The sequence below is a fragment of the Vreelandella subterranea genome (genome assembly GCF_900111305.1).
In the GTDB taxonomy this organism is placed as follows: Bacteria; Pseudomonadota; Gammaproteobacteria; order Pseudomonadales; family Halomonadaceae; genus Vreelandella; species Vreelandella subterranea.
Genome location: NZ_FOGS01000004.1, coordinates 108587 through 135203 on the forward strand (window position 1 = coordinate 108587; position 26617 = coordinate 135203).

29 protein-coding genes are annotated in these 26617 nt (G+C 53.0%); 23 read left to right on the forward strand and 6 right to left on the reverse strand.

From position 1 onward, the window contains the following. Nucleotides 1-3: 3 nt before the first annotated feature. Together BMX75_RS07490 and BMX75_RS07495 are read left to right on the forward strand one after the other, a co-directional pair. Nucleotides 4-3201, forward strand: coding sequence for an efflux RND transporter permease subunit (locus tag BMX75_RS07490; RefSeq protein WP_092826719.1), 3198 nt, complete (start codon nt 4-6; stop codon nt 3199-3201). A gap of 141 nt (nt 3202-3342) precedes the next feature. Further along, a complete protein-coding gene (locus BMX75_RS07495; protein WP_092826721.1) occupies nt 3343-3969 on the forward strand; it encodes an SDR family oxidoreductase in 627 nt (208 codons plus the stop codon). A 45-nt stretch (nt 3970-4014) separates the two neighbouring features. Here the strand turns inward: BMX75_RS07495 and BMX75_RS07500 are convergent, their stop codons facing one another. The 3 genes from BMX75_RS07500 to BMX75_RS07510 all read right to left on the reverse strand — a co-directional run bounded on the left by BMX75_RS07500 (nt 4015) and on the right by BMX75_RS07510 (nt 5655). Further along, nucleotides 4015-4287 carry a Txe/YoeB family addiction module toxin gene (locus BMX75_RS07500; protein ID WP_092826723.1) on the reverse strand — a complete coding sequence of 91 codons (273 nt, stop codon included), beginning with the start codon at nt 4285-4287 and terminating at the stop codon, nt 4015-4017. Further along, nucleotides 4268-4540, reverse strand: a complete 273-nt coding sequence (locus tag BMX75_RS07505) for a type II toxin-antitoxin system Phd/YefM family antitoxin (RefSeq protein ID WP_092826725.1) — start codon at nt 4538-4540, stop codon at nt 4268-4270. Before BMX75_RS07505 ends, BMX75_RS07500 begins: the two co-directional genes overlap by 20 nt. Nucleotides 4541-4749: 209 nt before the next feature. Further along, nucleotides 4750-5655 (reverse strand): LysR family transcriptional regulator, encoded by a 906-nt coding sequence (locus BMX75_RS07510; protein WP_092826727.1) that lies wholly within the window; start codon nt 5653-5655, stop codon nt 4750-4752. Nucleotides 5656-5759: 104 nt separating this feature from the next. On the opposite strand from BMX75_RS07510, the gene trpB reads away from it, so the two are divergent. The 4 genes from trpB to BMX75_RS07530 all read left to right on the forward strand — a co-directional run bounded on the left by trpB (nt 5760) and on the right by BMX75_RS07530 (nt 8479). Further along, on the forward strand, nt 5760-6989 hold the full coding sequence (gene trpB / locus BMX75_RS07515; protein ID WP_092826729.1) for a tryptophan synthase subunit beta: 1230 nt from the start codon (nt 5760-5762) through the stop codon (nt 6987-6989). 44 nt (nt 6990-7033) lie between these two features. Beyond that, complete coding sequence (gene trpA / locus BMX75_RS07520) at nt 7034-7852, forward strand: tryptophan synthase subunit alpha (RefSeq protein WP_092827038.1); 819 nt, start codon at nt 7034-7036, stop codon at nt 7850-7852. Nucleotides 7853-7953: 101 nt separating this feature from the next. After that, nucleotides 7954-8205 carry a type II toxin-antitoxin system Phd/YefM family antitoxin gene (locus tag BMX75_RS07525; protein WP_092826731.1) on the forward strand — a complete coding sequence of 84 codons (252 nt, stop codon included), beginning with the start codon at nt 7954-7956 and terminating at the stop codon, nt 8203-8205. Then, on the forward strand, nt 8195-8479 hold the full coding sequence (locus tag BMX75_RS07530) for a type II toxin-antitoxin system RelE family toxin (RefSeq protein ID WP_092826733.1): 285 nt from the start codon (nt 8195-8197) through the stop codon (nt 8477-8479). The genes BMX75_RS07525 and BMX75_RS07530 overlap by 11 nt, the downstream gene beginning before the upstream one ends. A gap of 30 nt (nt 8480-8509) precedes the next feature. Here the strand turns inward: BMX75_RS07530 and BMX75_RS07535 are convergent, their stop codons facing one another. Both BMX75_RS07535 and BMX75_RS07540 read right to left on the reverse strand, forming a co-directional pair. Further along, complete coding sequence (locus BMX75_RS07535; protein ID WP_092826735.1) at nt 8510-9115, reverse strand: LysE family translocator; 606 nt, start codon at nt 9113-9115, stop codon at nt 8510-8512. A 25-nt stretch (nt 9116-9140) separates the two neighbouring features. After that, nucleotides 9141-9971, reverse strand: a complete 831-nt coding sequence (locus BMX75_RS07540; RefSeq protein WP_092826737.1) for an AraC family transcriptional regulator — start codon at nt 9969-9971, stop codon at nt 9141-9143. Nucleotides 9972-10110: 139 nt separating this feature from the next. On the opposite strand from BMX75_RS07540, the gene BMX75_RS07545 reads away from it, so the two are divergent. Genes BMX75_RS07545 through BMX75_RS07555 form a run of 3 tightly spaced genes read left to right on the forward strand, consistent with a single transcriptional unit; the run spans nt 10111 to nt 12430 of the window. Next, nucleotides 10111-11157: a DUF3541 domain-containing protein gene (locus BMX75_RS07545; protein WP_092826739.1), complete on the forward strand. Its 1047-nt coding sequence runs from the start codon at nt 10111-10113 to the stop codon at nt 11155-11157. Between the two features lie 51 nt (nt 11158-11208). Further along, the gene (locus BMX75_RS07550; protein WP_092826741.1) at nt 11209-11529 is read left to right on the forward strand and encodes a hypothetical protein; all 321 of its coding nucleotides are present in this window, start codon (nt 11209-11211) and stop codon (nt 11527-11529) included. Nucleotides 11530-11542: 13 nt separating this feature from the next. Then, nucleotides 11543-12430: a dihydrodipicolinate synthase family protein gene (locus BMX75_RS07555; protein WP_092826743.1), complete on the forward strand. Its 888-nt coding sequence runs from the start codon at nt 11543-11545 to the stop codon at nt 12428-12430. A 34-nt stretch (nt 12431-12464) separates the two neighbouring features. Here BMX75_RS07555 and BMX75_RS07560 read toward each other — a convergent pair whose 3' ends face one another. After that, a complete protein-coding gene (locus tag BMX75_RS07560) occupies nt 12465-12854 on the reverse strand; it encodes an ester cyclase (protein WP_092826745.1) in 390 nt (129 codons plus the stop codon). A gap of 367 nt (nt 12855-13221) precedes the next feature. Here BMX75_RS07560 and BMX75_RS07565 point away from each other — a divergent pair, with 367 nt between their 5' ends. The 14 genes from BMX75_RS07565 to herA all read left to right on the forward strand — a co-directional run bounded on the left by BMX75_RS07565 (nt 13222) and on the right by herA (nt 26554). Continuing rightward, nucleotides 13222-14457: an MFS transporter gene (locus tag BMX75_RS07565; protein WP_092826747.1), complete on the forward strand. Its 1236-nt coding sequence runs from the start codon at nt 13222-13224 to the stop codon at nt 14455-14457. Continuing rightward, nucleotides 14438-15136: a haloacid dehalogenase type II gene (locus BMX75_RS07570; RefSeq protein WP_092826749.1), complete on the forward strand. Its 699-nt coding sequence runs from the start codon at nt 14438-14440 to the stop codon at nt 15134-15136. Before BMX75_RS07565 ends, BMX75_RS07570 begins: the two co-directional genes overlap by 20 nt. Before the next feature lie 176 nt (nt 15137-15312). Next, on the forward strand, nt 15313-15744 hold the full coding sequence (locus BMX75_RS07575) for a GNAT family N-acetyltransferase (protein ID WP_092826751.1): 432 nt from the start codon (nt 15313-15315) through the stop codon (nt 15742-15744). Between the two features lie 126 nt (nt 15745-15870). Then, on the forward strand, nt 15871-16209 hold the full coding sequence (locus BMX75_RS07580; RefSeq protein WP_092826753.1) for a DUF427 domain-containing protein: 339 nt from the start codon (nt 15871-15873) through the stop codon (nt 16207-16209). 199 nt (nt 16210-16408) lie between these two features. Continuing rightward, nucleotides 16409-17320 carry a toll/interleukin-1 receptor domain-containing protein gene (locus BMX75_RS07585; RefSeq protein ID WP_092826755.1) on the forward strand — a complete coding sequence of 304 codons (912 nt, stop codon included), beginning with the start codon at nt 16409-16411 and terminating at the stop codon, nt 17318-17320. A gap of 930 nt (nt 17321-18250) precedes the next feature. Continuing rightward, entirely contained in the window at nt 18251-18439 is a 189-nt protein-coding gene (locus tag BMX75_RS07595; protein WP_092826759.1) for a hypothetical protein, read from the forward strand. A 616-nt stretch (nt 18440-19055) separates the two neighbouring features. Beyond that, nucleotides 19056-19610 (forward strand): hypothetical protein, encoded by a 555-nt coding sequence (locus BMX75_RS07600; RefSeq protein WP_092826761.1) that lies wholly within the window; start codon nt 19056-19058, stop codon nt 19608-19610. A 368-nt stretch (nt 19611-19978) separates the two neighbouring features. Next, entirely contained in the window at nt 19979-21028 is a 1050-nt protein-coding gene (locus BMX75_RS07605; RefSeq protein WP_092826763.1) for a DUF2235 domain-containing protein, read from the forward strand. Nucleotides 21029-21123: 95 nt separating this feature from the next. Further along, on the forward strand, nt 21124-21459 hold the full coding sequence (locus BMX75_RS07610) for a zinc ribbon domain-containing protein YjdM (RefSeq protein WP_092826765.1): 336 nt from the start codon (nt 21124-21126) through the stop codon (nt 21457-21459). A 118-nt stretch (nt 21460-21577) separates the two neighbouring features. Then, nucleotides 21578-22000 (forward strand): DUF427 domain-containing protein, encoded by a 423-nt coding sequence (locus tag BMX75_RS07615; RefSeq protein WP_092826767.1) that lies wholly within the window; start codon nt 21578-21580, stop codon nt 21998-22000. 21 nt (nt 22001-22021) lie between these two features. Further along, a complete protein-coding gene (locus BMX75_RS07620; protein WP_092826769.1) occupies nt 22022-22714 on the forward strand; it encodes a hypothetical protein in 693 nt (230 codons plus the stop codon). A 113-nt stretch (nt 22715-22827) separates the two neighbouring features. Beyond that, a complete protein-coding gene (locus tag BMX75_RS07625; RefSeq protein WP_092826771.1) occupies nt 22828-23097 on the forward strand; it encodes a hypothetical protein in 270 nt (89 codons plus the stop codon). 455 nt (nt 23098-23552) lie between these two features. Further along, the gene (locus BMX75_RS07630; protein WP_092826773.1) at nt 23553-24791 is read left to right on the forward strand and encodes a DUF4297 family anti-phage-associated protein; all 1239 of its coding nucleotides are present in this window, start codon (nt 23553-23555) and stop codon (nt 24789-24791) included. Further along, on the forward strand, nt 24788-26554 hold the full coding sequence (herA, locus tag BMX75_RS07635; RefSeq protein ID WP_092826775.1) for an anti-phage-associated helicase HerA: 1767 nt from the start codon (nt 24788-24790) through the stop codon (nt 26552-26554). The genes BMX75_RS07630 and herA overlap by 4 nt, the downstream gene beginning before the upstream one ends. Nucleotides 26555-26617: the final 63 nt, after the last annotated feature.

The window sequence follows — 26617 nt, forward strand, 5'->3', positions numbered from 1 at the left end:
GCCATGAATTTCTCGCGTTTCTTCGTGGACCGACCGATATTTGCGGCGGTGCTGTCGATCATTATTCTAGCGGTGGGGCTGATCTCGATTCCCAACCTGCCGATCAGCGAGTACCCGGATGTCGTGCCGCCCTCCGTGGTGGTGCGCACGGTTTACCCCGGCGCCAACCCGAAGGAGATCGCCGAAACGGTCGCCACGCCCTTGGAAGAAGCCATCAATGGCGTCGAGGACATGATGTATCTCAAGTCCGTCGCTGGCTCCGATGGCGTGCTGCAGATGACCGTTACCTTCCGCCCCGGTACCGATGCCGAGCAGGCCGCCGTCCGGGTGCAAAACAGAGTTAGTCAGGCCGAGGCAAGGCTGCCGGAAGCCGTGCGCCGTCAAGGCGTCACCACCCAGAAGCAGTCGCCAACGTTTCTGATGGTCGTTCACCTGACCTCGCCCAGCGGTGAGTACGACACCCTCTACCTGCGCAACTATGTACGACTGAATGTCCGCGACCGTCTGGCCCGGCTCGAAGGGATCGGGGATGCACAGATATTCGGCGGGGGAGACTATGCCATGCGCGCGTGGCTCGATCCCGAACGAATAGCCGCCCGCGGCCTGACAGCCAGTGACGTGGTTGGCGCCATGAGAGAGCAGAACGTGCAGGCCTCCGCCGGGCAGTTGGGAGCCGAACCCATTGAAGAGAGTGACTTTCTCACCCTGATCAACGCCCGAGGGCGGCTGGAAACGGTGGAGGAGTTTGGCGACATCGTGCTGAAGCGCGGTGAGGGCGGCGAGATCCTCAGGCTTGCGGATGTGGCCCGGCTAGAAATGGGCGCCGGAGACTATACGCTGCGCTCGCAGTTGGACGGCAACAACGCCGTGGGTGTAGGGATATTCCAGGCACCGGGGGCTAATGCGCTGGAGATTCGCGAGCAGGTCATCGCCACCATGGACGAGCTATCCGAACAGTTCCCGGACGGCGTGGAGTATGAAGCGGTCTACGACACCACCATCTTCGTCAATGACTCGATAAAGTCGGTGATCGCCACCCTGCTGGAAGCCGTGCTGCTGGTGGTGCTGGTCGTCACGCTGTTCCTACAGACCTGGCGTGCCTCCATTATCCCACTGCTGGCGGTGCCGGTATCGGTGATAGGCACCTTCGCGGCGCTCTACCTGCTGGGCTACTCCATTAACACGCTGACCCTGTTTGGCCTGGTGTTGGCCATCGGTATCGTGGTGGACGACGCCATCGTGGTGGTGGAAAACGTGGAGCGGAATATCGAGGAGGGCCTAAAACCTCAGGCCGCCGCGCATCAGGCCATGAGAGAAGTCTCCGGGCCTATTATCGCGGTGGGGCTGGTACTGTGTGCGGTGTTTATCCCCATGGCCTTCCTGTCGGGGGTGACCGGTCAATTCTATAGCCAGTTTGCGGTGACGATTGCCATCTCCACGGTGATCTCCACCATCAACTCGCTGACCCTGTCGCCCGCGCTGGCCGCGATGCTGCTCAAGCCCCATGACGCGCCCAAGGATCGGCTCACCCGCGTGATTGATACGCTGTTTGGCTGGATTTTTCGGCCCTTCAACCGCTTCTTTAATGCCAGCTCCAATAAATATCAGGGCGGCGTGGCTCGCTCCCTGAAGCATCGTGGCGCGGTGTTTGTGGTCTATGCGCTGTTGCTGCTGGGCACTGGCGTGATGTTCAAGGCGGTGCCGCCCGGGTTTATCCCGGTGCAGGACAAGCTTTACCTGATTGCCGGCGTCATCCTGCCGGAAGGGGCGTCGCTGGAGAGAACCGACCAGATGCTTCAGGACGTCGTGGACATCGCCATGGAGACCGAGGGCGTGGAGCACGCCATCGCCTTTCCTGGCCTGAACGCGCTGCAGTTCACCAACACCTCCAACACCGGGGTGGCCTTTCTAACCCTCAGCGCCTTTGGTGAGCGCAGCCTCAGCGCTGCGGAGATAAACGCCCGCATCAACCAGGGCATTGGTGGCTTGAAAGAAGGCTTTGCGTTCTCCTTTATGCCGCCGCCGATTCTGGGCCTGGGCAACGGGTCTGGCTTCCAGCTGTTTATCGAGGATCGCGGTAACCTTGGCTATGGGGCATTGCAGCAGGCGGTGAACCAGCTCCAGGGCGCGATTGCGCAAACGCCGGGGATGGGATTCCCGATCAGCAGCTATCAATCCAACGTCCCGCAGCTGGATGCCGAAGTGGATCGTCTGAGAGCCAAGGCCCAGGGCGTACCCTTGACCGAACTGTTCGACACACTGCAGACCTATCTGGGTTCGACCTATGTGAATGACTTCAACCGCTTTGGCCGCACTTGGCAGGTGATCGCCCAGGCGGACGCTCCTTATCGGGCCAGCGTGGAAGACATCGCCCGGCTGCGCACCCGTAACGACCAGGGCGAAATGGTGCCCATCGGCACCATGGTGGATATCCGCCAGACCTTCGGCCCCGACCCGGTATTGCGCTACAACGGCTACCCGGCGGCGGACCTAGCCGGTGAGTTCGACCCCCGCGTGCTCTCTTCCGCCCAGGCGATGGATACCATCAACGCCCTTGCTGAAGTGGTGCTGCCGCCGGGCATGGCGCTTGAGTGGACTGACCTGAGTTACCAGCAATCCACCCAGGGTAACGCGGCGCTGGTGGTCTTCCCGCTGTCGATCCTGCTGGTATTACTGGTGCTGGCGGCGCTTTACGAGAGCTGGACGCTGCCGCTGGCGGTGATTCTGATCGTGCCGATGTCGATGCTCGCGGCGCTGATTGGCGTCTGGTTTGGCGGGGGCGATAACAACATCTTCGTGCAGGTGGGGCTGGTGGTGCTGATTGGTCTGGCGTGTAAGAACGCCATCCTGATCGTGGAGTTCGCCCGGGAACTGGAACTGCAGGGCAAGGGCACGGTGGAGGCCGCTCTGGAAGCCTGTCGGTTGCGGCTGCGGCCGATCATCATGACCTCGATCGCCTTCACGGCGGCGGTGTTACCTTCGGTCGTTGCCACCGGCGCGGGCGCCGAGGTACGGGCGGCGCTGGGTACCGCGGTGTTTGCCGGCATGATCGGCGTCACCCTGTTCGGCCTGTTCCTCACGCCGGTGTTCTACGTGGCGCTGCGCAAGCTGGCGGGCCCCTTGACCAGTCAGCACGGCTCGACCCTGGCCACCGATGACGGCTCGGCGCAGGGCGGGCTGCCCGACCCCAACCGCGCCTGACGCGCTGATGGCGAGGTGGTGAAGCCGTTTGCCCACCACCTCTCCTCACGTAACGGATGTTCATGGTGTAAGACGCGTACGGTTGAATTACCCCAATTGTGCCTACACTGATGAACTATCAGCTCACCATAAGGAGATGCTATGACCACGCTAGTGATTGGCGCGAACGGACAGATTGGCAAGCAGTTCTGCGAGTTGGCTCAGCAGGCAGGTACGCCCATCAAGGCGATGATTCGCAGCGACGAGCAGGTGCCGTGGTTCAAAGAGAGAGGCATCGACACCGTGATTGCCGACCTGGAAGGCGACTTCGAGCACGCCTTTGAAGGCTGTGACCAAGTGGTCTTCACCGCCGGTTCGGGGCCGCACACCGGGCCCGACAAGACCCTGTTGATCGACCTGTACGGGGCTATTCGTGCCGCCGATATTGCCAAGCAGAAAGGTATTTCCCGCTACCTGATGATCAGCGCGATACGCGCCGAAAACCCCATGGAAGCGCCCGAAAAACTGCGCCCCTACATGGCCGCAAAATTCGCCGCCGATGCCCATCTGCGCAACAGCGACGTCCCCTACGTGATTCTCAAGCCAGGGCGTTTGACGGATGACGCGGCCAGCCAGCAGTTTGCAAGCTCAATCGACGAGGCCGGTGACAATCAAATCTCCCGCGCCAATGTCGCCCATGCGTTGCACTTCGCGCTGCAAAGCAGTGTTAGCAACCAGGAGTTCGCGTTGCTTGACGGTGAGCGGTCGATTGAAGAAGTTATTAAATGATCATTTGGAAGGGGTAGCGTATTACTCTTTATAAAATCAATAGTATCAGGGCTGATCGTAGTGCCCGCCGATGGCAAAAATATAAATAGCGTTGTCATCGAACCTGTAGATCAGCCTGTCTTTTTGTGAAATTCGCCTCGACCACAATCCAGAAAGATTATGTTTGAGCGGCTCAGGTTTTCCGATACCCGTCGTTGGATCGTCAGAGCGGAGCATTTCTTTCAAGAGTTTGCAGAGTGCTTTATGCAGCTTCTTATCTGTTTCACGCATTTTTTCATAGGCTTCCCACGTGCGGCCCTCAAATACCAGTGATCTCATTCATCTGCTCATTGTCAGGTTGGTATCCTTGGCCGCGGCTATGAGTATCGAGAGACGCCGCAATTTGCTCCATGAGGTTTCGGTTCTGAAGAACATAGAGTGTTTCTTGCTCTCTTTCCCAATCCTCGGCGCTAATCACCACGAACGCTTCTCCAGCACGACGGGTTACTTTTAAGGGTTCGTGCTTGTTAATCACTTGTTCTACAACGTTTTTCAGGTTGTCCCTGAATTTGTTAACGCTAATAATATCCATAACGCCACCAATATGTACGGAAATGCCGTACGATTATAGCTTATGCGCGTTGATCTTACCAAGGTGAGTCGCTGCTATTCATTTGATGCCCCAACTCCCGCTATAGCTACTCTGACAACGGTGCGCTGGGTTTGGCTGGTTGAACGGTTGAAAGCCGAAGCGAGTCACAAGCTTCCAGATAACACGCAGCCTCACTAACGCCTTCGCATTTATCTCCCAAGCTCCCCCTTAAGCCATTCCGCCAGCGGCTCGCTTCGGTGAGGGTGAGTGAGTAAGTCGGTTTGGCTGGGCAGCCACAGGCAGAGGCGGGCGGGTGTTTCGATACTGCCCCAGGGAGCGACCAGTCGCCCGCTCCTCAGGTCGTCTTCTACCAATAGCGTGGGGGCAATCGCCACGCCCAACCCCGCCACGGCCGCTTCCATCAGGTAGTAAAGGTGCTCAAACCCCTGGCCTTTACTTAGTGCTCCTTCAAGTTGTGCCTGTTCAAGCCCTTGGGCGTTGGCCCAATGCGGCCATGCCTGAGGGCGCGAGGCGGTGTATAGCAGCGTGTTATCGAATAGCGTTGCCGGGTTGGCGGGGTCGCACTGCGCGGCCAGTTGTGGGCTCGCCACCGCGCATATCTGCTCCGGGATAAGCTCGACGACCTCCACCTCTGCGGGCCAGGGCGGCTCGGAAAACACCAGGGTCGCGCTGGCGTCCGTCTGTTGGCCGGGCTGCTCGGTGTCACTCACCACCACTTTCAGCTTGAGGTCAGGCAGATCACGGTGAAGGCGGTCCAGCCTGGGAATCAACCAGCGGGCCAGCAGGCTGCCGGGGCAGGCGAGGGTGAAGGGCGCTTCCTCCACATCACGTTTGAGCGCGGCGCAACTATTGCGCAGCTGGGCAAAGGCGTCACTCAGGCCGCTTTGCAGCTTCTCGCCGTGGGGCGTCAGCACAATGCCGCGGCCCGCTTTGGTAAACAGTGCCACGCCAAAATGGTCATCCAGGCTTCTTAATTGGCGGCTGACAGCGCCATGGGTAACGCTTAGCTCTTCGGCAGCGGCGGTCACGCTGCCCAGCCGGGCAGTGGCTTCAAAAGCGCGCAAGGCGCTAAGCGGTGGCAGGCTATTGTGCATTTATGTGTGACTCCAGCTCACATGTTGATGACATCTTATCGATTTTTATCTTCACGCGCTTGCCTTAACGTCATCACATACTCAACACGCATTCAGAGGTCGTGATGAATCAACCTGTAGACGTATCCCCGAGCCTGCCCGATGCCAACGGCCTGTTTGGCAACTTCGGCGGCCGCTTTGTCGCTGAAACGCTGATGCCGCTGATTCTGGAGCTGCAAGACGAATACACCACCGCCAAAAACGACCCCGAGTTTCAGCGTAATTTGGCTTACTTTCAGGGTGACTACGTGGGGCGGCCCAGCCCGCTTTACTTTGCCGAACGGCTGACCGAGCACTTTGGCGGAGCGAGCATTTATCTCAAGCGCGAAGAGCTCAACCACACCGGCGCGCACAAGATCAACAACTGCATCGGCCAGGTGCTGCTGGCCAAGCAGATGGGCAAGAAGCGCATCATCGCCGAAACCGGCGCGGGGATGCACGGCGTCGCCACCGCCACGGTCGCGGCGCGGTTCGGGCTGCCCTGTGTTATCTACATGGGCACGACGGATATCGAACGCCAGCAGACCAACGTGTTCCGCATGAAACTGCTGGGTGCGGAGATCGTCCCCGTCACCTCCGGGACCGGCACGCTAAAGGACGCCATGAACGAAGCCCTGCGCGACTGGGTCACCAACGTCGACGACACCTTCTACATCATTGGCACCGTGGCCGGGCCGCACCCGTACCCCGCCATGGTGCGCGACTTCCAGGCGGTGATTGGCCATGAAACCCGCGCCCAGATGCTGGAAAAGCATGGTCGCCTGCCGGATTCACTGGTGGCCTGCGTGGGTGGCGGCTCCAATGCCATCGGGTTGTTCTACCCGTTCCTGGATGACCCGGACGTTCACATGGTCGGTGTGGAAGCGGGCGGCAAGGGCGTCAAAAGCGGCCTGCACGCCGCCAGCCTGAACGGCGGCACCCCTGGGGTACTGCACGGCAACCGCACCTACCTGCTGCAAGACGAAGACGGCCAGATTACCGATGCCCACTCGATCTCCGCCGGGCTGGATTATCCCGGCATCGGGCCCGAGCACGCCTGGTTGCACGAGCAGAAGCGGGTCGAGTATGTCTCGGCCACCGATGATGAGGCGCTGGAGGCATTCCAGATCTGCTGCCGCAAGGAAGGCATTATTCCCGCCCTGGAAACCGCCCATGCGTTGGCAGAAGTCGCCAAACGCGCGCCCCAGCTTCCCCGCGAACACTTGATGGTGATCAACCTGAGCGGCCGTGGCGACAAGGACATGACCAGCGTTGCCCACCATCTTGGCGATAAATTTGGAGTGAAAAACGTATGAGCGCGATCCAGGACAAAGCGATGAACACTATCGCGAATCAGACCATGCACAACCCCACGCGTCTTGAGCACTGCTTTAGCACACTCAAACAGCAAGACCGCCCGGCGCTGGTCAGCTACCTGACCGCCGGCGACCCGGATGCCGACACCTCACGCCGCTTGCTACACGGGTTGCCAGCGGCTGGGGTGGATATCATCGAGCTGGGCATGCCGTTCAGCGACCCCATGGCCGATGGCCCCGCCATTCAAAAGGCGGCCCAGCGCGCCCTGAACAACGGCCAGACCCAGGCCAAAACGCTGGACATGGTGCGCACCTTCCGCGAACAGGATAGCATCACGCCGATTGTGCTTATGGGTTACTACAATCCCATTTACCGCTACGGCGTTGAGCGCTTCTTGACCGATGCCGCCCATGCCGGAGTCGACGGTCTGATCGTGGTGGATCTACCCCCCGAACACGACGAAGAACTCTGCCAGCCCGCGTTTCGGCACGGCATCGACTTTATCCGCCTCGCCACCCCGACCACCGATGCCAAACGCCTGCCGAGGGTGTTGGCGAACGCCTCCGGGTTTATCTACTACGTCTCCGTGGCGGGCGTGACCGGCGGCAACGCCCCCACGCCGGAACGGCTGGAAGCCTCAGTTTCGCGCCTGCGGAAAGATACCGAGCTGCCCATCGCCGTCGGCTTCGGCATTCGCACCGCCCAGCAGGCGTCGACCATCGGCCGCTATAGCGATGCGGTGGTGGTGGGCTCCGCACTGGTTGATTGCATCGAACACGCCACTACGCCCGACGACGCCGTGGAGCGGGTACACGGATTGGTCAGTGAACTGGCGGAAAGCGTCAGGGCGTGTCGGAGGTAGGGCACTGTCAATAATGGTGACTTTACCTAGCGAATGAATAAAAAAAGAGCTAATATCAACCCTATATTAAGTACTTTTTATAGGGTTTTTAGGAGGCCAGTATGCACCAGGTATTAGCAGATTTTTCTGTAAGTATTTCTGAGTTAAAGAAAAATCCATCTTCGCTGCTTGCCAGGGTTAGCGGCTCACCTATTGCCGTGCTGAACCATAACAAGCCAGCCGCCTATTTAATCCCCGCCGAAACCTATGAAGCCATGATGGAAATGCTGGAAGACTATGAGCTGGCCAAATTGGTGGATGAACGCCGAGCTGATAAAGATAAGGCAGTAACGGTTACGTTAGATGACCTATAAGCTTCGCTTTTTGCCAGCAGCGCTTAAAGAATGGGAAAAGCTCGGCGGGCCAGTCAAAAGCCAGTTTAAAAAGAAGCTCGCGGAAAGGCTGGAATCACCCAAAGTAGCCGCTGATAAATTAAGCGGCTTTGATGCGTGCTACAAAATCAAGCTTCGCAGCGCTGGCTATCGCCTGGTCTATGAAGTCGTTGACGACGAGCTGTTCGTTTATGTCATTGCCGTTGGCAAACGCGATAAAGGCAAGATCTACGCCTCACTTAAACGACGTGTGTAATGTAGACCAAACTCGACCTGGGTGTAAGCGTTAGCCAGCGAGCGGCACCCACACATGCTCAACACCAATCGATATCGCCACGGCGACCAGTAGCCCCGCCATCAGCCAGTTGAAGCCTTTCACGACCCGCGTGCTTTTAATGCGCTCACCCACCAGGCTGCCGATGACCACATAGCTGCCGGGGGCGCCCGCCGCCATGGCGGATAGCCCCAGCGCCCAGACCACCAGGCTGACGCCCTGAATACCCGCCGCCGGAAACTGAAGGGTGGCAATGGGCAGGGTCGCGACGATGGCCTTGGGGTTGAGCAGCTGCATCACCAGCCCATCGCGAAAGTTCAGCAGGCGCGGGGCATGGTCAGGCTCGTCCAAATCCGCGTTGGCGCGAGCAATTTTGACGGCCAGGTACACAATGTAGCTACAGCCCAGCGCACTCACCAGGATCAGGGCGTTACCGCTGATCCAGGCAGCTCCTGCCCAACCCAACACCAGCAGGTAAACAAGCATGGCCATTCCCACGCCCAGGCAAAATCCGGCCGACTGTTTGGCCTGGCCATTGATGCCGACATTCAGGCCGAGCAGATTCACAGGCCCAGGGGTGTACATGACGCCCAGGGCATAGGCGACGATTGCTAACATGGTGGAGCCTCTAAGTTGGGTAGGGCTAACGCGTGATATCGCGCTGATATTGATAGGGTGTCATGCCATAGATGCGTTTGAAGCGGCGATTGAAATGGCTAAGGTCGGCAAACCCAAACCGCAACGCCACCTCATTCAGCGGCGCCCCCTGATCCAGCGCCGCACGGGCCGCATTGATCCGGCAATTAATCACGTACTGGTGGGGCGTCATGCCGTAGTGCTGCCGAAACAGCCGCAAAAAATGGTACTTGGATAAATGCGCGGCCTGGCTGATGTCGTCCAGCGACATATCCGTTTCCAGGTGGGCGTGGATATACGCCTTGGCAAGGTCCAGGAGGGCATCCGGGCGTTGCGTGACGCGGCTGGTTTGAACACGGCCGCCTAGCTGAACGGTTCGCTCAACCACCTGATAAAGCGCATTTTCCTGGTCAATGCAGCTACCGGCGTGGGTACTCACCAAACGCGCCAGTTCCAGAATGGCGTGGCGCAGGGGCGCATCCTGAATCAGCGTTTGATCGGAACGGAAACCGGCGGCGCTTTCGCGACCAAGCACCTCGGCGAACAGCGGCGTCACCTGTTCCGGGTGGGCATACACCATCAGGTAGTCCAGCGCTTGTGCGCCGCCCGAATGCCCGTCGTGGACTTCTTCCGGATTGAACAGAATCACGTTGCCCGGTGGGCTACGGTGATATTGGCCGCCGCTGAAAAAATCCTGACGCCCGGCCAGCGTGACGCCAAAGGCATACTCTTCGTGTGCATGCGGGTCGTAGCTGAAATCCTCAATGGCCGCCTTCAGCGCCGTCAGAGTCGGCACATGATGACTCTTGAAGAACTCAAACCGGCTGGCGCTGCTCATGCCGACCTCCCCTGATGAAACCCAACACCTCGAAACACACCCCTAGCTTATGCCGACAATGTCGCCGATGCTTGTACATAATTGCTCATTGACTGTGCAATGATGGGCTATCGCTAGCGAACACCACCAAGGATTCGGCATGAGAAAACTCTTTTCACTGATGATGGTGCTGTTGTTGACCGGCTGCGCCGCCCTCGAGCCGCAAGCGGAACGTGACGCCCAGCGCCACACCGGCCTGGCCATCCAGGAAGTCTACGATCAGGTGTTGCCGACGTTGTCCGACGACAAGCAGCGCCACTTTGCCCAGCGGCTCTACCGCCTGACGGGCGAGCAGCGCTGGCGGGCCCTCAATCATGCCTACGGCGAGCGTCTACTGGCGCGTCTCGAGGTGGATATCGTCGGCCTGGCAGAGCCGGGGTACGCCGCCGCCCGCAGCCAAGAGATCGTTGCCGACTACTCGCAGCGCACGGCCAAGCAGCGCGCCCGACGCGCCATGCTGGGTGAGTGGGGGGAAATCGCCTTCGCCCGGGCGCTGCTGTTCCGGCTGGTCCAGGCCGAGTACCACGACCTGTTGCCAGCCGTTGAGGACCACCAGCGGGCGCTGGACTACCTCGCCGAGGTCGACTGGGAGCCCTTCCTGACCGACCCCGCGGTAATCGACGTCTATGCCGCTCAGGTGGCCAACTATGCCTACTTCCTGCACCAGCTTGGCGTGATGGACCTGCGCCGAGAGGTGGAGGCAGCCTTCCGGCGCCACTATCCGCCCGAGAGAGTCGCCGAGCTCGACGACGCCGAGTACCGTAACTGGCTCTATGGCCTGACCCACTTCGTCATCGCTGACAGCCGCTACTACCAGCGGAAGGTGGACCCGGCGGTGCACGCCTGGGTGCTGGAAGCGCTGGAGCGGGAGGCGGATAACATCCTGGACCGAGCCACGGCCGACATCCAAGCCGAGGTGGCGTTGGCCTTCCTGCTGACCGGCCGCGAAGACCACCCGCTGGTGGGCCGGGTGCGCGAGGGGCTGATGGCGGCACTAGACCCAGCCAGTGACATCATTCCTTCGCCCTCGGGTCGAGTGAGCCTGGCGGGAGGTGAACATCGCAACGTTCTGGCGATCATGGTGTTACGCTGGCCGGGCCGCCTGCATCCCGGCCCCGACCTCTCGGACGAGATGGGCGGGCGCTGAAAAGCCCTGACGGCCAGCGTGATGCCAACGTCATACTCTTGAGGAATTTACATGGGAAAGCTCTTTTCACTGATTATCGTGCTGGCGCTGGGTTACGCTGGCCTGTATGTCTATTACGGCGTGGCCGTACAACAGGAAGTTGAACAGCAGCTGGAAAATCGTGGGCTGTCGTCCATCAGCGTCGATGACGTGACGTACGGGCTGACGGCGCCGGTCAGCACCTCAGCCAATATCGCCATCACCGTCACCTACCGCGGCGCCCAAGCGACCGTGGATATGGCCGTGCAGGGGCACCCGGTGTTCTCTGACGAGGTCAGCGTCGAATTTGACGGTCTCCAGGCGCTGCGCCTGGGTATCAACTTTGGGCAGTAAAGGAGCCTTCATCATGTTGACCGGCCTGAGCGCATTTCCGCTAACCCCCATGAACGAACAAGGGATCCATGAGCATGAGTTTACTCGCTTGGTGACGCGCCTGGCGGAAGCCGAGGTGGACTCCATCGGCGTGCTGGGCTCGACGGGCAATTACGCCTATTTAAACAGTGACGAACGCGCCCGCGTGGTCAAACTGAGCGTGGAAAGTGCCGCCAAGGTGCCCGTTATCGCCGGTATTGGCGCGCTACGCACCCGCGATGTGCTGATCAACGCCGAACATGCCCAGCAAGCAGGCGCAAGCGGCGTGCTGCTGGCGCCGGTGTCGTATCAAAAACTTACCGATGAGGAAGTGTTCAGCCTGTACGAGACGGTCTGCCGGTCACTGAGCGTGCCGCTCTGCGTGTACGACAACCCCGGCACCACCCACTTCCAGTTCAGCGACGAACTGCATGGGCGCATCGCCCAACTGCCCCAGGTGCGCTCGATCAAGATACCGCCGGTGCAAAACGACCTAACCGCTGCCAAGGCGCGCGTTGCAGGGCTGCGAGCTTTAATCCCTTCTGATGTGACCATCGGCATCAGCGGCGACGCGGCCGCCGCCACCGGGCTGCTCGCCGGGTGCGATGCCTGGTATTCGGTGATCGGCGGGCTCTATCCAGACATCGCGCTGGCACTTACACGCGCCGCCCAAGCAGGCGATACCGAGCAAGCGATGGCCCGCTCCCAAGCGCTCGAGCCGTTATGGGTGCTCTACCGTGACTACGGCGGCAGCCTACGAGTCGCCGCCACCATCGCCGAACTCACCGGGAAGGTCAGCCAACCCTGTTTGCCCCAGCCGCTGAACACGCTGCAAGGCGAGGCCCGTGAAAGAGTTAAAGTTGTTGTTGAAACACTACTTTAACTTGTGGAGCGCCCTGCCTGGTTTGAGAGGCAATTTAACCAAGCTGAGCCTCGATCGCAGTCTTGTCGATCACCGACCAGACCTCACGAATCTTTTGGTCGTGGAAGAGGTAGAACACGTTCTCGCAAAACGTCACGTTTTGCCCATTGATAGGTAAACCCAGGAAGTTGCCTTTAGGCGCGACATCGAATCGCAGCCTGCACGCGATATGCGGCGGATCAGCGATCAACAGCTCAATGTTGAAGTGAAGATCAGGTATCTGCTCGTAGTCGACTTCTAGCATGGCGCGATAGCCGTCAAGCCCGAGAGGCTTGCCGTTGTGATGCACATCTTCATGCACGAACTGGCCAAGGTTCGTCCAGTCCTGTCTATTGAGGCAGGTGATGTAATCACGATAGGTCGCTTCAAGATCAACATTGCTCATCCTTCCTTCTCCTCTCCTAGGTCAGACTGACGGACTTGTTAGAGTATATCTGGCTAGTGCAACGACGTTGTTCATCACGCTGTATCAATAACCAATAGGCTCTCTCTTGCAAACAAGTTTTCCAGTTTACGTGCCATGGTTACCACCTCACCTCAGTGTTATTCAGATGAGCCTTACATCCCTATAGGCGACTGGCATCAGCGTAGTATCCAAAACACTATTTCCTATGGATGATTTTTAGCTAAAGTAATAACAATGCTTACCCGCCCATGAACTTGGCTTAGAACGACCTTGATACCCCTTTGCTAATACGAGGTAGTCGGTGTACTGACTCAATGCCCTGATACAACGTACTAAAGGCCTCCACATGGCAACCACACTGCCGATGACGTCTGCTCAAAACTACCGCTGGGTCATTCTGCTGATTGCCACCCTGGCTCAAGCAGCGGCGTGTTTCTTCGTTCAAGGGATCGGGGCCATCAGCGTTTATATACAGGCCGATATGGGGCTCTCTGCATTTCAGATTGGGGCGCTGGTCTCGGCTTCTCAGCTGGTGCCTTTGGTTGGGCTGTTGGTGGCCGGGGAATTGCTGGACAGGTTCAGTGAGCGTTTGGTAGTGGGGGTAGGCACCCTTGTCGTGGGCGTCGCGCTTAGCGCTGCTGTGCTGGCTGAGAGCTACTGGGCCATGCTGCTGTTTTTGGTCATCGTCGGGGCGGGCTACAGTACCGCCCAGCCCGGCGGCAGCAAATCGGTAGCGGCCTGGTTCGATAAATCCCAGCGCGGCTTTGCCATGGGCATTCGTCAGGCAGGCTTGCCGCTGGGCGGGGCGTTGGCGGCGATCCTACTGCCAACCGTCGCTATCAATTGGGGATGGCGCGCCTCTTTTCTGGTGGGCGGGCTGATTGCGATCTTCGGGGCGCTGGTCTTTATGCTCTTTTATCGTGCCCCTGGTGGTGTGGTGCCGGTCGCAAGAGCCTCTGAAGGCGGCGTGACAAAGATTGTCTTGTCGCGACTGGCGATGATTCGTGAACCGGCCATGAAGCAGATTATGGCGTCCGGTATCAGTTTGATCTCGGTTCAATACGGTATTTTGATTTTTACCGTGCTCTATCTGCATAGCCGTTTGCAGATGGACGTGCTGCAGGCCGCGACCTTGCTATTCGTGGCCCAGGGTGCCGGAGTTGCCGGACGTATTTTGCTGGCGGCCTGGAGCGATCGCTGTCGCTCGCGCTATTTCCCGGTCATGGTGTGCATGGTGGCGGTGATCGTCGGGCTGCTGGTATTGGTTTGGCTTCCGCTACACTCAACGTTCATGCTGGGTTGCTTGATGGCCTGGTTGGGCTTTTTTGGTTTCGGCTGGTACGGCCCTTGGGTGGCTTATGTGGCCGAGTCGGCACCTGCCGATAAAACCGGCTTTGTGCTGGGGCTGGCCATGGCGATTAACCAACTGGCGATTGTATCGGTGCCGCCACTCCTGGGGTGGATGCTGGATATAAGTGGCAGTTTTATGCTCGGCTGGGGGTTGCTGATCGCCATGACACTACTGGGGTTGCTAATGACCCTCCAACGGCAAGGAGACGTGAATGAAAGCCATCGTGTTTGACGTATTTGGCACTATCGTAGATTGGCGTTCCAGTTTGATTCACCAGTTCGGCGAGCTAGAGAAAGAGCTGGGGATTGAGCTACCCAGTGAAGCGCTGGCTGATCAATGGCGCCAGCTTTATGCACCTTCAATGGACAGGGTACGTCAAGGCGAAATCCCCTGGACGGTATTAGATGATCTGCATCGGGAAAGCCTGGTCAAACTACTCAATCAACACGGGATTGCGCTAGACGCGGCGACCATTGATCGCGTCACTCACTTTTGGCACAAGTTAGACCCATGGCCGGACGTTCAGCGTGGCCTTCAGCGTTTGAAAGAGCAATACATCATCGCAACGCTAACCAACGGTAATATCTCACTGATGGTGGATGTCGCCCGTTATGCTGAACTGCCTTGGGACATGGTGTTTTCCGCCGAATTATTCCAGCACTACAAGCCTGATCCGGAAGTCTATTTAGGGGCTTGCCAACTGCTGCGCCTCCCGCCTGAAGAGGTGATGCTATGCGCGGCGCATAATTCTGACCTGCGTGCTGCTCGTGCATTGGGGATGAAAACGGCTTTCATACCCCGGCGCACAGAATATGGCCCGCAGCAGAGCAATGATTTAGAAGCAGAGGAAGCATGGGATTTTGTGGCTGAAGATCTCGTCGTGTTGAGTGAGCGGCTAAGAGAACACTAGCCATTTCGTGCGCCCGCAGTGTTCTCAACAACAGATCCCTTCCCCGACGGTGAACCAAAACTTAGCCAACAAGATGGAACAGTCATGCACCTGTTAGCTGCCAAATGGGTAGTGGGACTACTGAGAGATCGACATATCCCGTTTCATCCTAACCGCCAACCAGTGAGACCTCTTTAATGCACTACCGCCCCATGATCATCGACGACTATGACGCCACCATCGCGCTATGGAGCGAAAGCGAGGGCGTGCGGCTGCGCGATGCCGACTCCCGAGAAGGCATCGAAAAGTACCTACGGCGCAACCCCGGCCTGAGCTTTGTGGCGGAAGAAGAAGGGCAACTGGTGGGGACGATCATGGCGGGCCACGACGGCAAGCGTGGCTATGTACAGCACTTATCGGTGGCGGATTTCCACCGCCGCCAAGGCATCGCGACACAGCTGGTCAGCCTTTGCCTGGACGCGCTCAAGCATGAAGGCATTCTGAAATCGCACCTGATGATTCTTCCCGAGAACGAAGCGGCCAAACAATTCTGGGCTAGCCAGGGCTGGATGTGCCGGTCCGATATTCAGCTGTATTCGTTTGTGAATGGAGATAACCCGAACGTTTAGCCGTTATTACATCCGCATGATCCGATCATCCTCGCGCCTAGAGTGTGATGGGACGAGCATGGGATTCAACGAACTTTGCTGCTAGGCTAAATTTACTAGAGATAAAAAGCCGCAGGGAACAACCTAATGCCACAGGCACCACGCATTTCGCTTCACCCCGTTAGCCAACGCGTGCAGGTGCATGTTGATGGCACATTGCTTGCCGACTCGACCAACGCCCTTGAACTACGCGAAACCGGCTACCCGGCACGGCGTTACATACCACGCGAAGACGTGCGGATGGATTTGCTTACCCCCTCAGAAACGACCACCCACTGCCCGTTTAAAGGCGACGCGGTGTATTTTTCGCTGGGCGAAAACCAAGACATTGCCTGGAGCTACGAGCAGCCGATTGAAGGGATGGAGGTGATAGCGGGTAGGGTCTCGCATTTAGTGGGGAAAGTGAATGATGTCTTTCGATGCTGAGTGGATGTGCCGGAAAAGCAGCAGGCGAGAAAATTTTGGCTATGAGACCTAATGGAAATTAATAGTCAAAAGGATCATAGGCTTGGGAGAGTCTGGCAGGCTGCATTTGCCGGAAAAAAAGTGCTAGCACGTTCATTCCATCATAAAACGCGCCGCCTATACGCTGTTATGCAATATTCAAACGGGCAATGGAGTAAGAATGTCGATCTCAACAATTTCAAGTTCTATTACAAGGTTGCAAAAAGAAATATCAGATCTCCATCACAAAATGAGTTTGGAGACAAAAAAGGAGTCTGATTGTGGAAACCGGATTGGGCAAATTGAAAGGAGCATTACCAAAAATACTAGTGTTAGCACTCTAAAAAGCAAAAGCGCTGAAGTTCAAAGAAAGCAGGCTGAGATAGCTAAGATACAAGTAAATAAAGCGGGGCTTTATAAAAAGCTATCCGACAAAGAAGGGGAGTTACTAAAGGCCAGGCAAGATCTTATTAAGGAAGAGGAAAAGGAACGCAAAAAGCAAGCCGTAGCCGACGAGAGAGAAAGAAAAAAATTAGCAGATATAGAAAAGAGGCATCAGAGAGAGCAGCTTGAATACCAGCGCCGTTTGCGAGCAGAGATCAATCAAACTGCGAATATGGCTGCTGCTGTAAAAGAGCTGGCGGTCACTCAGAATATTTCACATGAAAATATCGTGAAATATGACTTATTTATTTCTCATGCTTCAGAAGATAAAGAGGAGTTTGTTCGTCCACTCGCTGAAACGCTAGAAAACATTGGTGTTAAAGTATGGTATGACGAATTCACTTTGAAAGTCGGTGATAGCTTGAGAAAAAGCATCGATCAAGGCTTGGTGAATTCTAGATTTGGAACAGTGATTTTATCGTCTGCTTTTTGTTCGAAGAACTGGACGCAATATGAGCTTGATTCGATGGTTGCGCGAGAGATGAATGGCCATAAAATGATATTGCCGATATGGCACAAGATAACAAAGAGTGAAGTTATTAGGTTTAGTCCAGCACTTGCTGACAAAGTTGCGCTCAACACTTCTTTACAGAGCATTGAAGAAATAGCTGGAGAGCTTGCAGAGGTAATATTGGGCGCAGAGGCATAACAAGGTGCTGCTACGGAAAATTTACTCGCTGGCGCTCATAAATTTCCGCAGAGCACAGCGTTAATATGGTTACGGATCGATGAAAAACGGATTCTTTGAGCTTAGTGGCCCTTTTGACCTGTTTCGGAAATGCCAATCTGATTTTGTCGATTTTGAGAACGAACCCAGCCATTACACTCTGTTCAATTTGGTGACGTCACTGGCGCATCTCCGGGATTGGATTTGGCCATTTGGGCACAAAGGATACACGATGGCATCTGACGCAGAGCATGAGGAAGTGGAGTTGCACCAATTGCTCCACAATGATCCCAATTACAATCTGGTACGTGAGCTCTGTAACTCCGCGAAACACTATCGATCCAATATGGACACGAAGGTAGTTCGAGAGAGTAATGTGGCATTGACGAGGGTTGGTGATTCCCTGAGTCATACCTATTTTGTTGTTGGTGGGCTTGATGTACGCGACTATCTTTATCCGGTCATGCGTCAATACCACCTCTATTTTGAGCGGAAGGGGTACATCTTATAACCATTGGCTTGAAACGACTCTGGCGCAAGTGGCGGCCTGCGATCCATTGTCGGGGCGGCGCGCCTCAGCCAGTCGTTAAAGCGCTATATCAGTGGCTCCTAAAAGGCCGCTTCTGGCCGAAAATCGACACCACCATCAACGATAATTCCAATTTTGGCCGATAGAAGCGATTTAACCGATGCTAAAGTAAGCGCTTCGACAGAATATGACCCTGAGCAGACGTAACAGGAAATGCAGCAGGCGCGAGAATTTTAGCTATACAGTCTAATTAAAATTAATAATACAGGGAGTCATAAGCTAAAGAGAATCTGGCAGGCTGCATTTGCCAGAAAAGTGCCAGCGCGTTCATTCCATCATAGAACGCGTCGTCTAATACTTTGTTATGTCATAAGGAGAGCACCGTGGTTGAAGCGGCACAGCTTTTGACAATCTTTGATCACGTTCTTAGACGGATCGGTATCGCCAAGGAAGACACAAGGAAAGTTGAGGCTGCTTACGAAGAGGCACTCGAAAAGATATTCAAGGTAGTAAATAAAACTCAGGTTTACCTTGCCAATAGAAAAAATCAAGGGAAAAACAGGGAAAAATAAGAAAATGTCTCTTTATTGTGGGCTGAATCTGGGCTAGCCCTACGCAAATTAGATCCCGAATTAGCGGATCGTTGTTTAATAAAATGGCAGTACTGGACGTCACCGGGAAATTGGACGGAAGAGCAGGTCAAAAGCGCAAACATCAAACTTGAAAAATTGTTCACCGAGGCCCGTGCACTTATCTGAATGACATAACCAGGTAGTCAACTGGACGCCAAAATCGAGCTGCTTTTGGTTCCCACCGCTAGCGCTACGACGCCGGTTACCGCAGGCTTTCGGCGGTACGCAGTCACACTAATCTCCGCGCTTTGCAGATTTCTTCGAAATATTTGATTTTTTGGTGTCGGCCGACAAGAATCAGTTAAGAGTAGTTGACCACACTAGGGCACTATGTCGTACAAAGTACAGGAGAGCAATGTTGCCGACTTCTGGTACATATGCTGTACGAATGGTGACTTTCCCGATCTTGCTATTGATAGTCCGGGGATGACTATGTGGTTGGTTCGACTATTAATTTCGATTGACTTTTCTCATAGCTTGCACGATCAGCGGAATATGGCGCTTGTTACTAGCAACTGGAATTCTACGAAATTGAGTCTCTTGAAGGAGAGCCACCATGATAAGAATGATCGCGGCCGTAGTATTGACAATGTGCTCCGCTTCGTCATTTGCGGAAAATGAGTTCGCGCTCGTGGATTCAGTCGGCGTAAATTCGCAGGGTATTATCACTTCATTGAGCATCCAGTCGAGAGAGCTATCTGAAGAGCAAAATCAGTACAAATTCGACGGGACCATTTGGAGCAATGAGTTCGGTGGCCCGCGGCCGGTAGTAATAAGCGTTGATGATGGCTTGGTCCATGAGGTCAAAATAGATACCACTGCTGGTATGGCCGAAATTCCAGCTGCGGATCAGTTATTTAGTTATGGCGAGCACACCTACTCGGTTGGGGAGCAAACATTTGTTCGCAGCCAGTACTATTCTCAAGACTCTAACGCATTCATTTTCGTGAGCGATGACCCTGGGCCCTTCGCAATTGCGGCATTCTTAGCGGGCTCAGTCGTAGCCATTTGTGCCACTGACCGGATCGTAAACTACTTTCAATGCGATGGTAACAGCGGCGGCGAGATTAGTTTGAAAAGCGGATTTACCTGCACAACCGAGTGTAACTGACACTGTTTTGAAGCGCGTTGCTGCTTTAAGTAGGGAAGGCTTCACTTAGTTGTCTTGACCCATCATTTCCCTCACACAGAAGCGCTCGCGCGTGCTTCTAGGTTCCAAGCATCTCGCTCTGCCAAACAAGTGCATCAGCCGTCGCGCTTACGCGCGGCTGATGCATATCTTTAAAGCGCTATATCAATGGCTCCTAAAAGACCGCTCCTGGCAGTAAGAGGGCATGGGAACTAATTTTCGACTACAATTAGTTACATAATGCCGAGGCCGCCGGATGCGCTATGCCCAAGGACACATAGCGCATCCGCTGCCCCTCCGTCAGTGGTAATGAGCACCGTTCAAGAGTGCGCATCATCATGGGGAACACAATGACAAAACAAAAACTGATTCTGCTATTTGATGGGACCTGGAACGACCCTGAAGACCAGACGAATGTTTATCGTATTACGCGGCTTATTCATGATTACGATGGTGGAGTAAGGCAACGGTTCTATTACGACCCCGGTGTGGGTACCTCCAGGTTTCAGCGCATCAGCGGCGGTGCCTTCGGTGTCGGGCTGAGCCAACATTTACTGAAAGGCTATGACTGGCTTTGCAGGCGTTACCAAGAGGACGATGAGATCTGGATATTCGGCTTCAGCCGCGGTGCCTACACGGCCAGAAGCCTGGTGGGGCTCATACGGAAATGCGGGTTAATGCATGTGGTCACGCCAGGGTTGCTCGATAAGGCCGAAAGCATTTATCGGGACAAGACGCTGCACCCAGACGCTGACGTTTGCAAGGAGTTCAAGAAAAGCTTCAGCCGCCAGCCGAGGATTCATTTCATGGGCATCTGGGATACCGTTGGCGCCCTGGGCGTGCCCGGCACCACCCTGTTTAAAAGCAAATACGACTGGCACGATACGGAGCTTTCCAGCATTGTCGATCATGCCTACCAAGCGGTGGCGCTGGACGAGCACAGAGAGACCTATAACGTCTCGCTCTGGACCAGCAAGGATGGCAAGCAAAAAGCCGGTAACCGTGATGTAGAGCAGCGCTGGTTTATTGGCGCCCACGCCAATGTAGGCGGCGGGTACGGCCCTGACGACACACTGGCCGATATTTCGCTGAAGTGGATGCTAGGCAAGGCGGAAAAGGCCGGTCTGAAAGTGGGTCAATACGAGGTGCTTGAGGACGCCTGGAAGACAGCGCCAAGAGATTCTTTCGCCGAGTTTCTGTGGGGGATTTACGCCAAATTCAAACGCATTGGAAAGACGGAAGACGGCCGATTCTACCGACAATATTCAAAAGGCATGCAGGGAAAACCGGCGGTCAATATCTCAATCGATGACAGCGTCTGGAAGCGCTGGGCCGATACAACCTGTGATTACCGGCCACGCACCTTGACCGATGCCCACCTGTCCCCGCCGGAGCAATAGGCAGGGCGGGCAACCTTGATTGGCGTGGCTTCATTCGCCAAGGCCGCCAGGGCGCAGTATAATAGCTCGCTAATCAAACCACAGAAGCCATTACTATGTCGTGCCCGCCTTGCCCCCGTTGTCAGTCTGAATTTGTTTACCAGGACCAAAGCCTGTTCATCTGCCCCGAGTGCGCACATGAATGGAACCCCGCCGAGGCCGCCGCTGAAGATGCGGTCACCGTCAAGGATGCCAACGGCACCCTGCTGGCAGAAGGCGATAAAGTCACGCTAATAAAAGACCTCAAAGTGAAAAGCAGCTCTATTGTGCTCAAGATTGGCACCAAAGGCGTAATCAAACGGCTCAAGGAAGGCAAGGACCACCAGCTGGACTGCAAGGTCGACGGCGCTGGCGACATGATGCTCACCGCCCAGTTCGTGAAGAAGGCCTGATTCCTCCCACCAATCCACCCGCTACCGACTAAAAGCTAATCTGCGGGGGTGTGTTTAACATAAGTTAACTGCTAGGCTAATTTTACTAGAGCGAAAAAACGCCGCAGGGAACAACTTAATGTCACATGCCCCTCGCATCGAGCTCCACCCCGTTAACCAGCGCGTGCAGGTGCATGTGGATGGCACATTGCTTGCCGACTCCACCAACCCCCTCGAACTCCGCGAGCGCGGCTACCCGCCTCGCCATTACCTCCCACGCGACGACGTGCGGATGGATTTGCTGACAATCTCAGAAACGAAGACCTATTGCCCCTTTAAAGGGCATACGGTGTATTTCTCATTGGACGGCAATAAAGATATTGCCTGGAGCTATGAGCAGTCGATTGAAGGGATGGAGGCGATTAAGAATAGGGTAGTATTTAGCGGAAAAGTTGCAGGAGTGCGAGTTTTATTACTAATGTATTTAGTAACAAATTTTTTATTAAAAGAGAAAAATGTGCTTGTACGGGAATGTTGTATGCTTCTGAATGTGAGTTTTTAATAAAATGAAAAGGTAGATACTGTGTCACATCAAGAGCCAAGAGATCGCAAGCTAGTTGAAGGTTTCACCAAGGCCGGAATTATGATTGACTTCGACAACTTAAGTGCTCACTGCGACTTCCTTGTTAGGGGGCTGTTAGGAGAGCGGGAACGGTTCGAGGCATATGTTCGTGATAGGACGGAGGGGCTTAATCAGGATGAGCGGGATATCTTCTTTGACATACATTCGTATGACTATTGGAGGATCAGCGACATATTCCCTGAGCTGCAAGCCGCGTCTGCATTCCTGATGACGTATGCTGTATTCGAGAAGAATCTGAATGACATCTGTTGCTATTCTAACTGCCAAAAAGACTTAGATTTATCGTTAAAAGATTTTCGCGGACAGGGAATCGAGAGGGCAAAGCTTTACTTGTCGAAAGTCTGTGGCTTATCTTCTGTTTTTGAAGGTGTAGAGTGGCAGGAAGTTTTGGAGATTAGTAACCTAAGGAATGCTATTTCTCATGCTTCAGGTGATCTTGAATTGGATAAATCTCAACATAAGAAGGCGTTCAATTACGCAAATAATAATAATAAAATAAAAGTGGTTAGGTGCTCGCACAATGTTGGTACGGCGCACGTGGAACTCACTCTAGATTTTGTAAAAAAACTCTGCCGAAAGTCTCAGAATATTTTTGGTGAAACTATGTTCAGAAACTTGCAAAACTTCACTTAATTAGAGTAAGGTCTTCCGATATTCGATACCATCCAGGGAGAGTTAAAAAGCCACTATAGGTGATGGTTTAAATGTGGTTGAGTATTAGCATTAGACATATTAAGGTGAAAAGTATGAGTATTAGTAGCGATGAAGATAAAATAGTTAATGCAATAGAAATGTCAGATTTCAAATGGCGCACTATCGATGGAATACTGAATGATACTAAAATACCGTTAAATAGATTTCATGAAATATATGAAAAATCTAATAAGATTGTTAGAGCAAGAAATAGAAATGATAAGGGGCAGCCTTTGTATTCAACACGGAAAAAGATAGATAGTGAGTCTAGTATGATTGAAAAATTCGGCGCCAGGATTTTGAATAGAATAAGTATGGAATGATGGATATATATATGCTTTCAGAACCGTATTATAAGTCTATTCTTATTGCTGGGGTTGGAGGTTTTTTTATAAATATAATTAATTTATATCAAGACTCACAAAGGATGCCTAGCGAAAGGACCACTAAGGATTGCCTTTATTGGGTTATGTTTCTGATATGGCCTGTTGTAGGGTCAGTGCTAGGATTTCTCTATGTTGATGGAGGGAATAAAATCAATCCCTTTCTGGCTTTCCATATTGGCATAAGTAGCCCCCTTATTCTCCAAGGGCTGTATGAAAAAGTACCAACACTGAGTCCGAGCCCTACAAATGCAGAATCTAACTAAAAGAACTTTTAATGAGGCTATTTTTACGCGAGGCTAAAACATAGTATTAAATATGCCGATTCTTTTATCAAGCTGCCTCAATGATATCATCTAAAATTAAAGCATGTTACATATAAAAGGAATGATTAAGTGTCAAACCGTTCTGCCCATGCAACTATCAAAGGGTACTTCTACCAATTTGATCATACGATAGTAAGTATTCTCAACGCATCCGCGCCGCAATCAAGAGTGATTGTGGAGGGCATTGAGGATATCGATCTTGATGATGGGGATTACAGCGCGCTAGTCCAGTGTAAATATTATGAGGGCACAACATATAACCATTCTGTAATAAAGGATGCCGTGATTCAGATGTTACGGCACTATTCTACGGCAGGCTGTCCAACGGATCAGAATTTTAGATACAGAGTCTATGGGCATTACAAGGAAGGACAGGGCAAGCTTCCAGCTGATTTTGATTTGGAATTTCTCAAGAAAAATTTTCTTACATATAATCACGAGAGAGTTGTTCATGAAGAGCACACTGAGCTTGGGGTGAATGATACGCAACTAGAAAACTTCCGAAGTCAACTCGATATAGATATTCATGCTCCGTCTTATGATGATCAGCAGAGCAATGTTATTAGACTGCTTGTCTCCCAAATTCCTGGATGTAACGCTGAAGATGCGAAAGTGTTCTACTATCCGAACGCAATCAATGTTATTCAGTCCTTGGCAATCCAGTCTGACATTAATTCGCGAAAAATCACGAAATCTAGATTTGTTAAAGAGGTAAATCGCAAGGAAGTAGTATTCAGTTTGTGGTTGCAAGAGAAGTTTGGCAACGACTACTATGCCAAGCTTATTAAGAAAAAATTTTTTAAGCATACTTCAACTAAAATTCCAAAAGCTTCGAGAATTTTTATTATCGATATAAATGGTGAGTTGAGGATTTCTGATTTTACTACTCTGCTAGTGAAAATCGGAAACACTTTCTCGCATGTCGAGCATACTCGCACGCCGCAAAGTGATAGGTTTTGCCCGTATATATTGATACGCGGAAATTCAGAGGATGACTTGGTCTCGTTAAAGACTAATCTCTTCAGGCAAGGGGTTAATTTTAATGATGGGTATCCGTTCAAGGGAGCTGAGTTTTATCCTGACTACCTTGTTACAGAACCATCGAAAGAAAATAAAATTCGTCTTAAGTTTATACCTGAAGTTGATCAGCTTGCTCCTGTCATCTCAGAAATAAGAGGTTCCGTGATCGAGATTTTTGATTTCTACAAAGATCATCCAGTTGACTTGAAGTACTTGCCAACAGGTGAGTCCTATAACACTATTAAAGTAAATAGTGCATACTTTATTGACGAGGTCTTAAGATCATGACAATCGCTGACGAAATAAAAGCTGAAGTAATTGCCGTATATCCAGATAAAGTGAAAATCTCCGTTGAGGATATTGCGGCATTTTCCGATGGAAAGAGTATAAAGGTCGGATCTTACTTGCGAATAACTGATAGCGACGATTGCGCACTTATTGCAACCATTGAAAACTTCTGTATAGAAGTTACTGAAAAGGCTGAACGTCGGCATATAATTGAGGCTTTACCGCTAGGCATAATTGATGATGGCAAGTTTATCCGTGGAGGGGACACTTTAACTATTCCTCCAACCGGTGTTTCCCCTGCAACTGAAGATGATATTAAGAAAATTTTCGAGGAGTCAGTTGATCCCAAGAAAAAATTTGTCTTCAGCTCGCTGTCCACAAACGACGACGTGAAAGTTCCCGTTGACGGCAACCGGTTTTTTAACAAGCACATTGCCGTGGTTGGCTCTACTGGCGCTGGCAAGTCTCATACAATATCGAAAGTAATCCAGAACGCCGTCGCTGAAAAAAATGGAGAGTATACTCTTAACAATTCTCATATTGTTATTTTTGATATACACTCAGAATATAAAACTGCCTTCCCAGGTGCGAACTTCCTCAATGTAAATAATCTTCACCTTCCGTATTGGCTTCTTAATAGTGAAGAGCTGGAGGAGATTCTTCTAGATACTGGTGAGCGCGACAACTATAATCAGTCTTCAGTATTTCGAAACCTTGTTACAGAAAACAAAAGAAAACACAATCCTGAAAGTGAGTCTATATTTTACGATAGTCCGATAAAGTTTGATATTCATGAAGTTTTGAATGCTATTTACAATATAAAAAATGAAACTGTGAATGCGAAAAATGAATCGCGATACATGGTCGTGGATAGTTCTTATACTCTAAAGGATGGAAAGACTGATGCCACTGATGGCATACAGCTTACTTCGGACGAACGACTAAGTATGTATTTCGAAAATAGACTTGAATTTCATCAAACAAAGCCACAGAGTATATCTAAAGGAGACTATGCGGACGGAAGTTTGAATAAGTTCTTTTCACGCTTTGAATCGAAAGTGGCTCAGGAGAGATTGGGTTTTTTATTTGGAAGTGAAAGTGAAGATGCTACGTTAGAAAGCACGCTAAAAAGCCTTTTGGGTTATTGTGAAGATAGGGCAAATGTTACAGTTATTGACTTGAGTGGTGTCCCTTTTGAGGTTCTAAGCATTACAGTATCACTGATCTCTAGAATTCTCTTTGAACATGGTTACTATTATAAAGTTTTGAGGAGTAACGCAGGCGAGCCAATTAATAGTGATGCACCTATTTTGTTAGCTTACGAGGAAGCTCACAAGTATGTCCCAAATAGTGAATTGGCAAGGTTCAGAGCCTCAAAGCTTTCTATTGAACGCATTGCCAAGGAAGGTCGAAAGTATGGAGTCACGCTTTTACTATCCAGCCAAAGGCCATCCGAAATATCGGAGACAATATTTTCACAGTGCAGTAACTTCATAGCAATGCGACTAACAAACCCGAGTGATCAGAATTATGTCGCTCGTCTTCTTCCAGACACCCTTGGGAATCTGTGCGATAAGTTACCTACGCTCGGCGCAGGGGAGGCGCTTCTCATTGGCGAGGCAGTTGTTATGCCTTCTTTGGTCAAGGTTGATGAGTGTGACCCTGTGCCCTCATCTAACGACATTCCCTACTTTGAACTATGGAAAGAAGAATGGAAAGAGCTTGATTTCAGCGAGATAAAGAAAGCTTGGCTGAAAGGTTAAGGTTTCCACCCAAATAGTCTAACAATCGGCTACATGATGACCTGTATTTCGCTGCTTCGCAGC

Excerpts from the sequence above, each read along its gene's own strand:
- BMX75_RS07490 (WP_092826719.1), top strand. The coding sequence starts at position 4 with ATGAATTTCTCGCGTTTCTTCGTGGACCGACCGATATTTGCGGCGGTG.
- BMX75_RS07495 (WP_092826721.1), top strand. The coding sequence starts at position 3,343 with ATGACCACGCTAGTGATTGGCGCGAACGGACAGATTGGCAAGCAGTTC.
- BMX75_RS07500 (WP_092826723.1), bottom strand. The coding sequence starts at position 4,287 with ATGAGATCACTGGTATTTGAGGGCCGCACGTGGGAAGCCTATGAAAAA.
- BMX75_RS07505 (WP_092826725.1), bottom strand. The coding sequence starts at position 4,540 with ATGGATATTATTAGCGTTAACAAATTCAGGGACAACCTGAAAAACGTT.
- BMX75_RS07510 (WP_092826727.1), bottom strand. The coding sequence starts at position 5,655 with ATGCACAATAGCCTGCCACCGCTTAGCGCCTTGCGCGCTTTTGAAGCC.
- trpB (WP_092826729.1), top strand. The coding sequence starts at position 5,760 with ATGAATCAACCTGTAGACGTATCCCCGAGCCTGCCCGATGCCAACGGC.
- trpA (WP_092827038.1), top strand. The coding sequence starts at position 7,034 with ATGCACAACCCCACGCGTCTTGAGCACTGCTTTAGCACACTCAAACAG.
- BMX75_RS07525 (WP_092826731.1), top strand. The coding sequence starts at position 7,954 with ATGCACCAGGTATTAGCAGATTTTTCTGTAAGTATTTCTGAGTTAAAG.
- BMX75_RS07530 (WP_092826733.1), top strand. The coding sequence starts at position 8,195 with ATGACCTATAAGCTTCGCTTTTTGCCAGCAGCGCTTAAAGAATGGGAA.
- BMX75_RS07535 (WP_092826735.1), bottom strand. The coding sequence starts at position 9,115 with ATGTTAGCAATCGTCGCCTATGCCCTGGGCGTCATGTACACCCCTGGG.
- BMX75_RS07540 (WP_092826737.1), bottom strand. The coding sequence starts at position 9,971 with ATGAGCAGCGCCAGCCGGTTTGAGTTCTTCAAGAGTCATCATGTGCCG.
- BMX75_RS07545 (WP_092826739.1), top strand. The coding sequence starts at position 10,111 with ATGAGAAAACTCTTTTCACTGATGATGGTGCTGTTGTTGACCGGCTGC.
- BMX75_RS07550 (WP_092826741.1), top strand. The coding sequence starts at position 11,209 with ATGGGAAAGCTCTTTTCACTGATTATCGTGCTGGCGCTGGGTTACGCT.
- BMX75_RS07555 (WP_092826743.1), top strand. The coding sequence starts at position 11,543 with ATGTTGACCGGCCTGAGCGCATTTCCGCTAACCCCCATGAACGAACAA.
- BMX75_RS07560 (WP_092826745.1), bottom strand. The coding sequence starts at position 12,854 with ATGAGCAATGTTGATCTTGAAGCGACCTATCGTGATTACATCACCTGC.
- BMX75_RS07565 (WP_092826747.1), top strand. The coding sequence starts at position 13,222 with ATGGCAACCACACTGCCGATGACGTCTGCTCAAAACTACCGCTGGGTC.
- BMX75_RS07570 (WP_092826749.1), top strand. The coding sequence starts at position 14,438 with ATGAAAGCCATCGTGTTTGACGTATTTGGCACTATCGTAGATTGGCGT.
- BMX75_RS07575 (WP_092826751.1), top strand. The coding sequence starts at position 15,313 with ATGCACTACCGCCCCATGATCATCGACGACTATGACGCCACCATCGCG.
- BMX75_RS07580 (WP_092826753.1), top strand. The coding sequence starts at position 15,871 with ATGCCACAGGCACCACGCATTTCGCTTCACCCCGTTAGCCAACGCGTG.
- BMX75_RS07585 (WP_092826755.1), top strand. The coding sequence starts at position 16,409 with ATGTCGATCTCAACAATTTCAAGTTCTATTACAAGGTTGCAAAAAGAA.
- BMX75_RS07600 (WP_092826761.1), top strand. The coding sequence starts at position 19,056 with ATGATAAGAATGATCGCGGCCGTAGTATTGACAATGTGCTCCGCTTCG.
- BMX75_RS07605 (WP_092826763.1), top strand. The coding sequence starts at position 19,979 with ATGACAAAACAAAAACTGATTCTGCTATTTGATGGGACCTGGAACGAC.
- BMX75_RS07610 (WP_092826765.1), top strand. The coding sequence starts at position 21,124 with ATGTCGTGCCCGCCTTGCCCCCGTTGTCAGTCTGAATTTGTTTACCAG.
- BMX75_RS07615 (WP_092826767.1), top strand. The coding sequence starts at position 21,578 with ATGTCACATGCCCCTCGCATCGAGCTCCACCCCGTTAACCAGCGCGTG.
- BMX75_RS07625 (WP_092826771.1), top strand. The coding sequence starts at position 22,828 with ATGAGTATTAGTAGCGATGAAGATAAAATAGTTAATGCAATAGAAATG.
- herA (WP_092826775.1), top strand. The coding sequence starts at position 24,788 with ATGACAATCGCTGACGAAATAAAAGCTGAAGTAATTGCCGTATATCCA.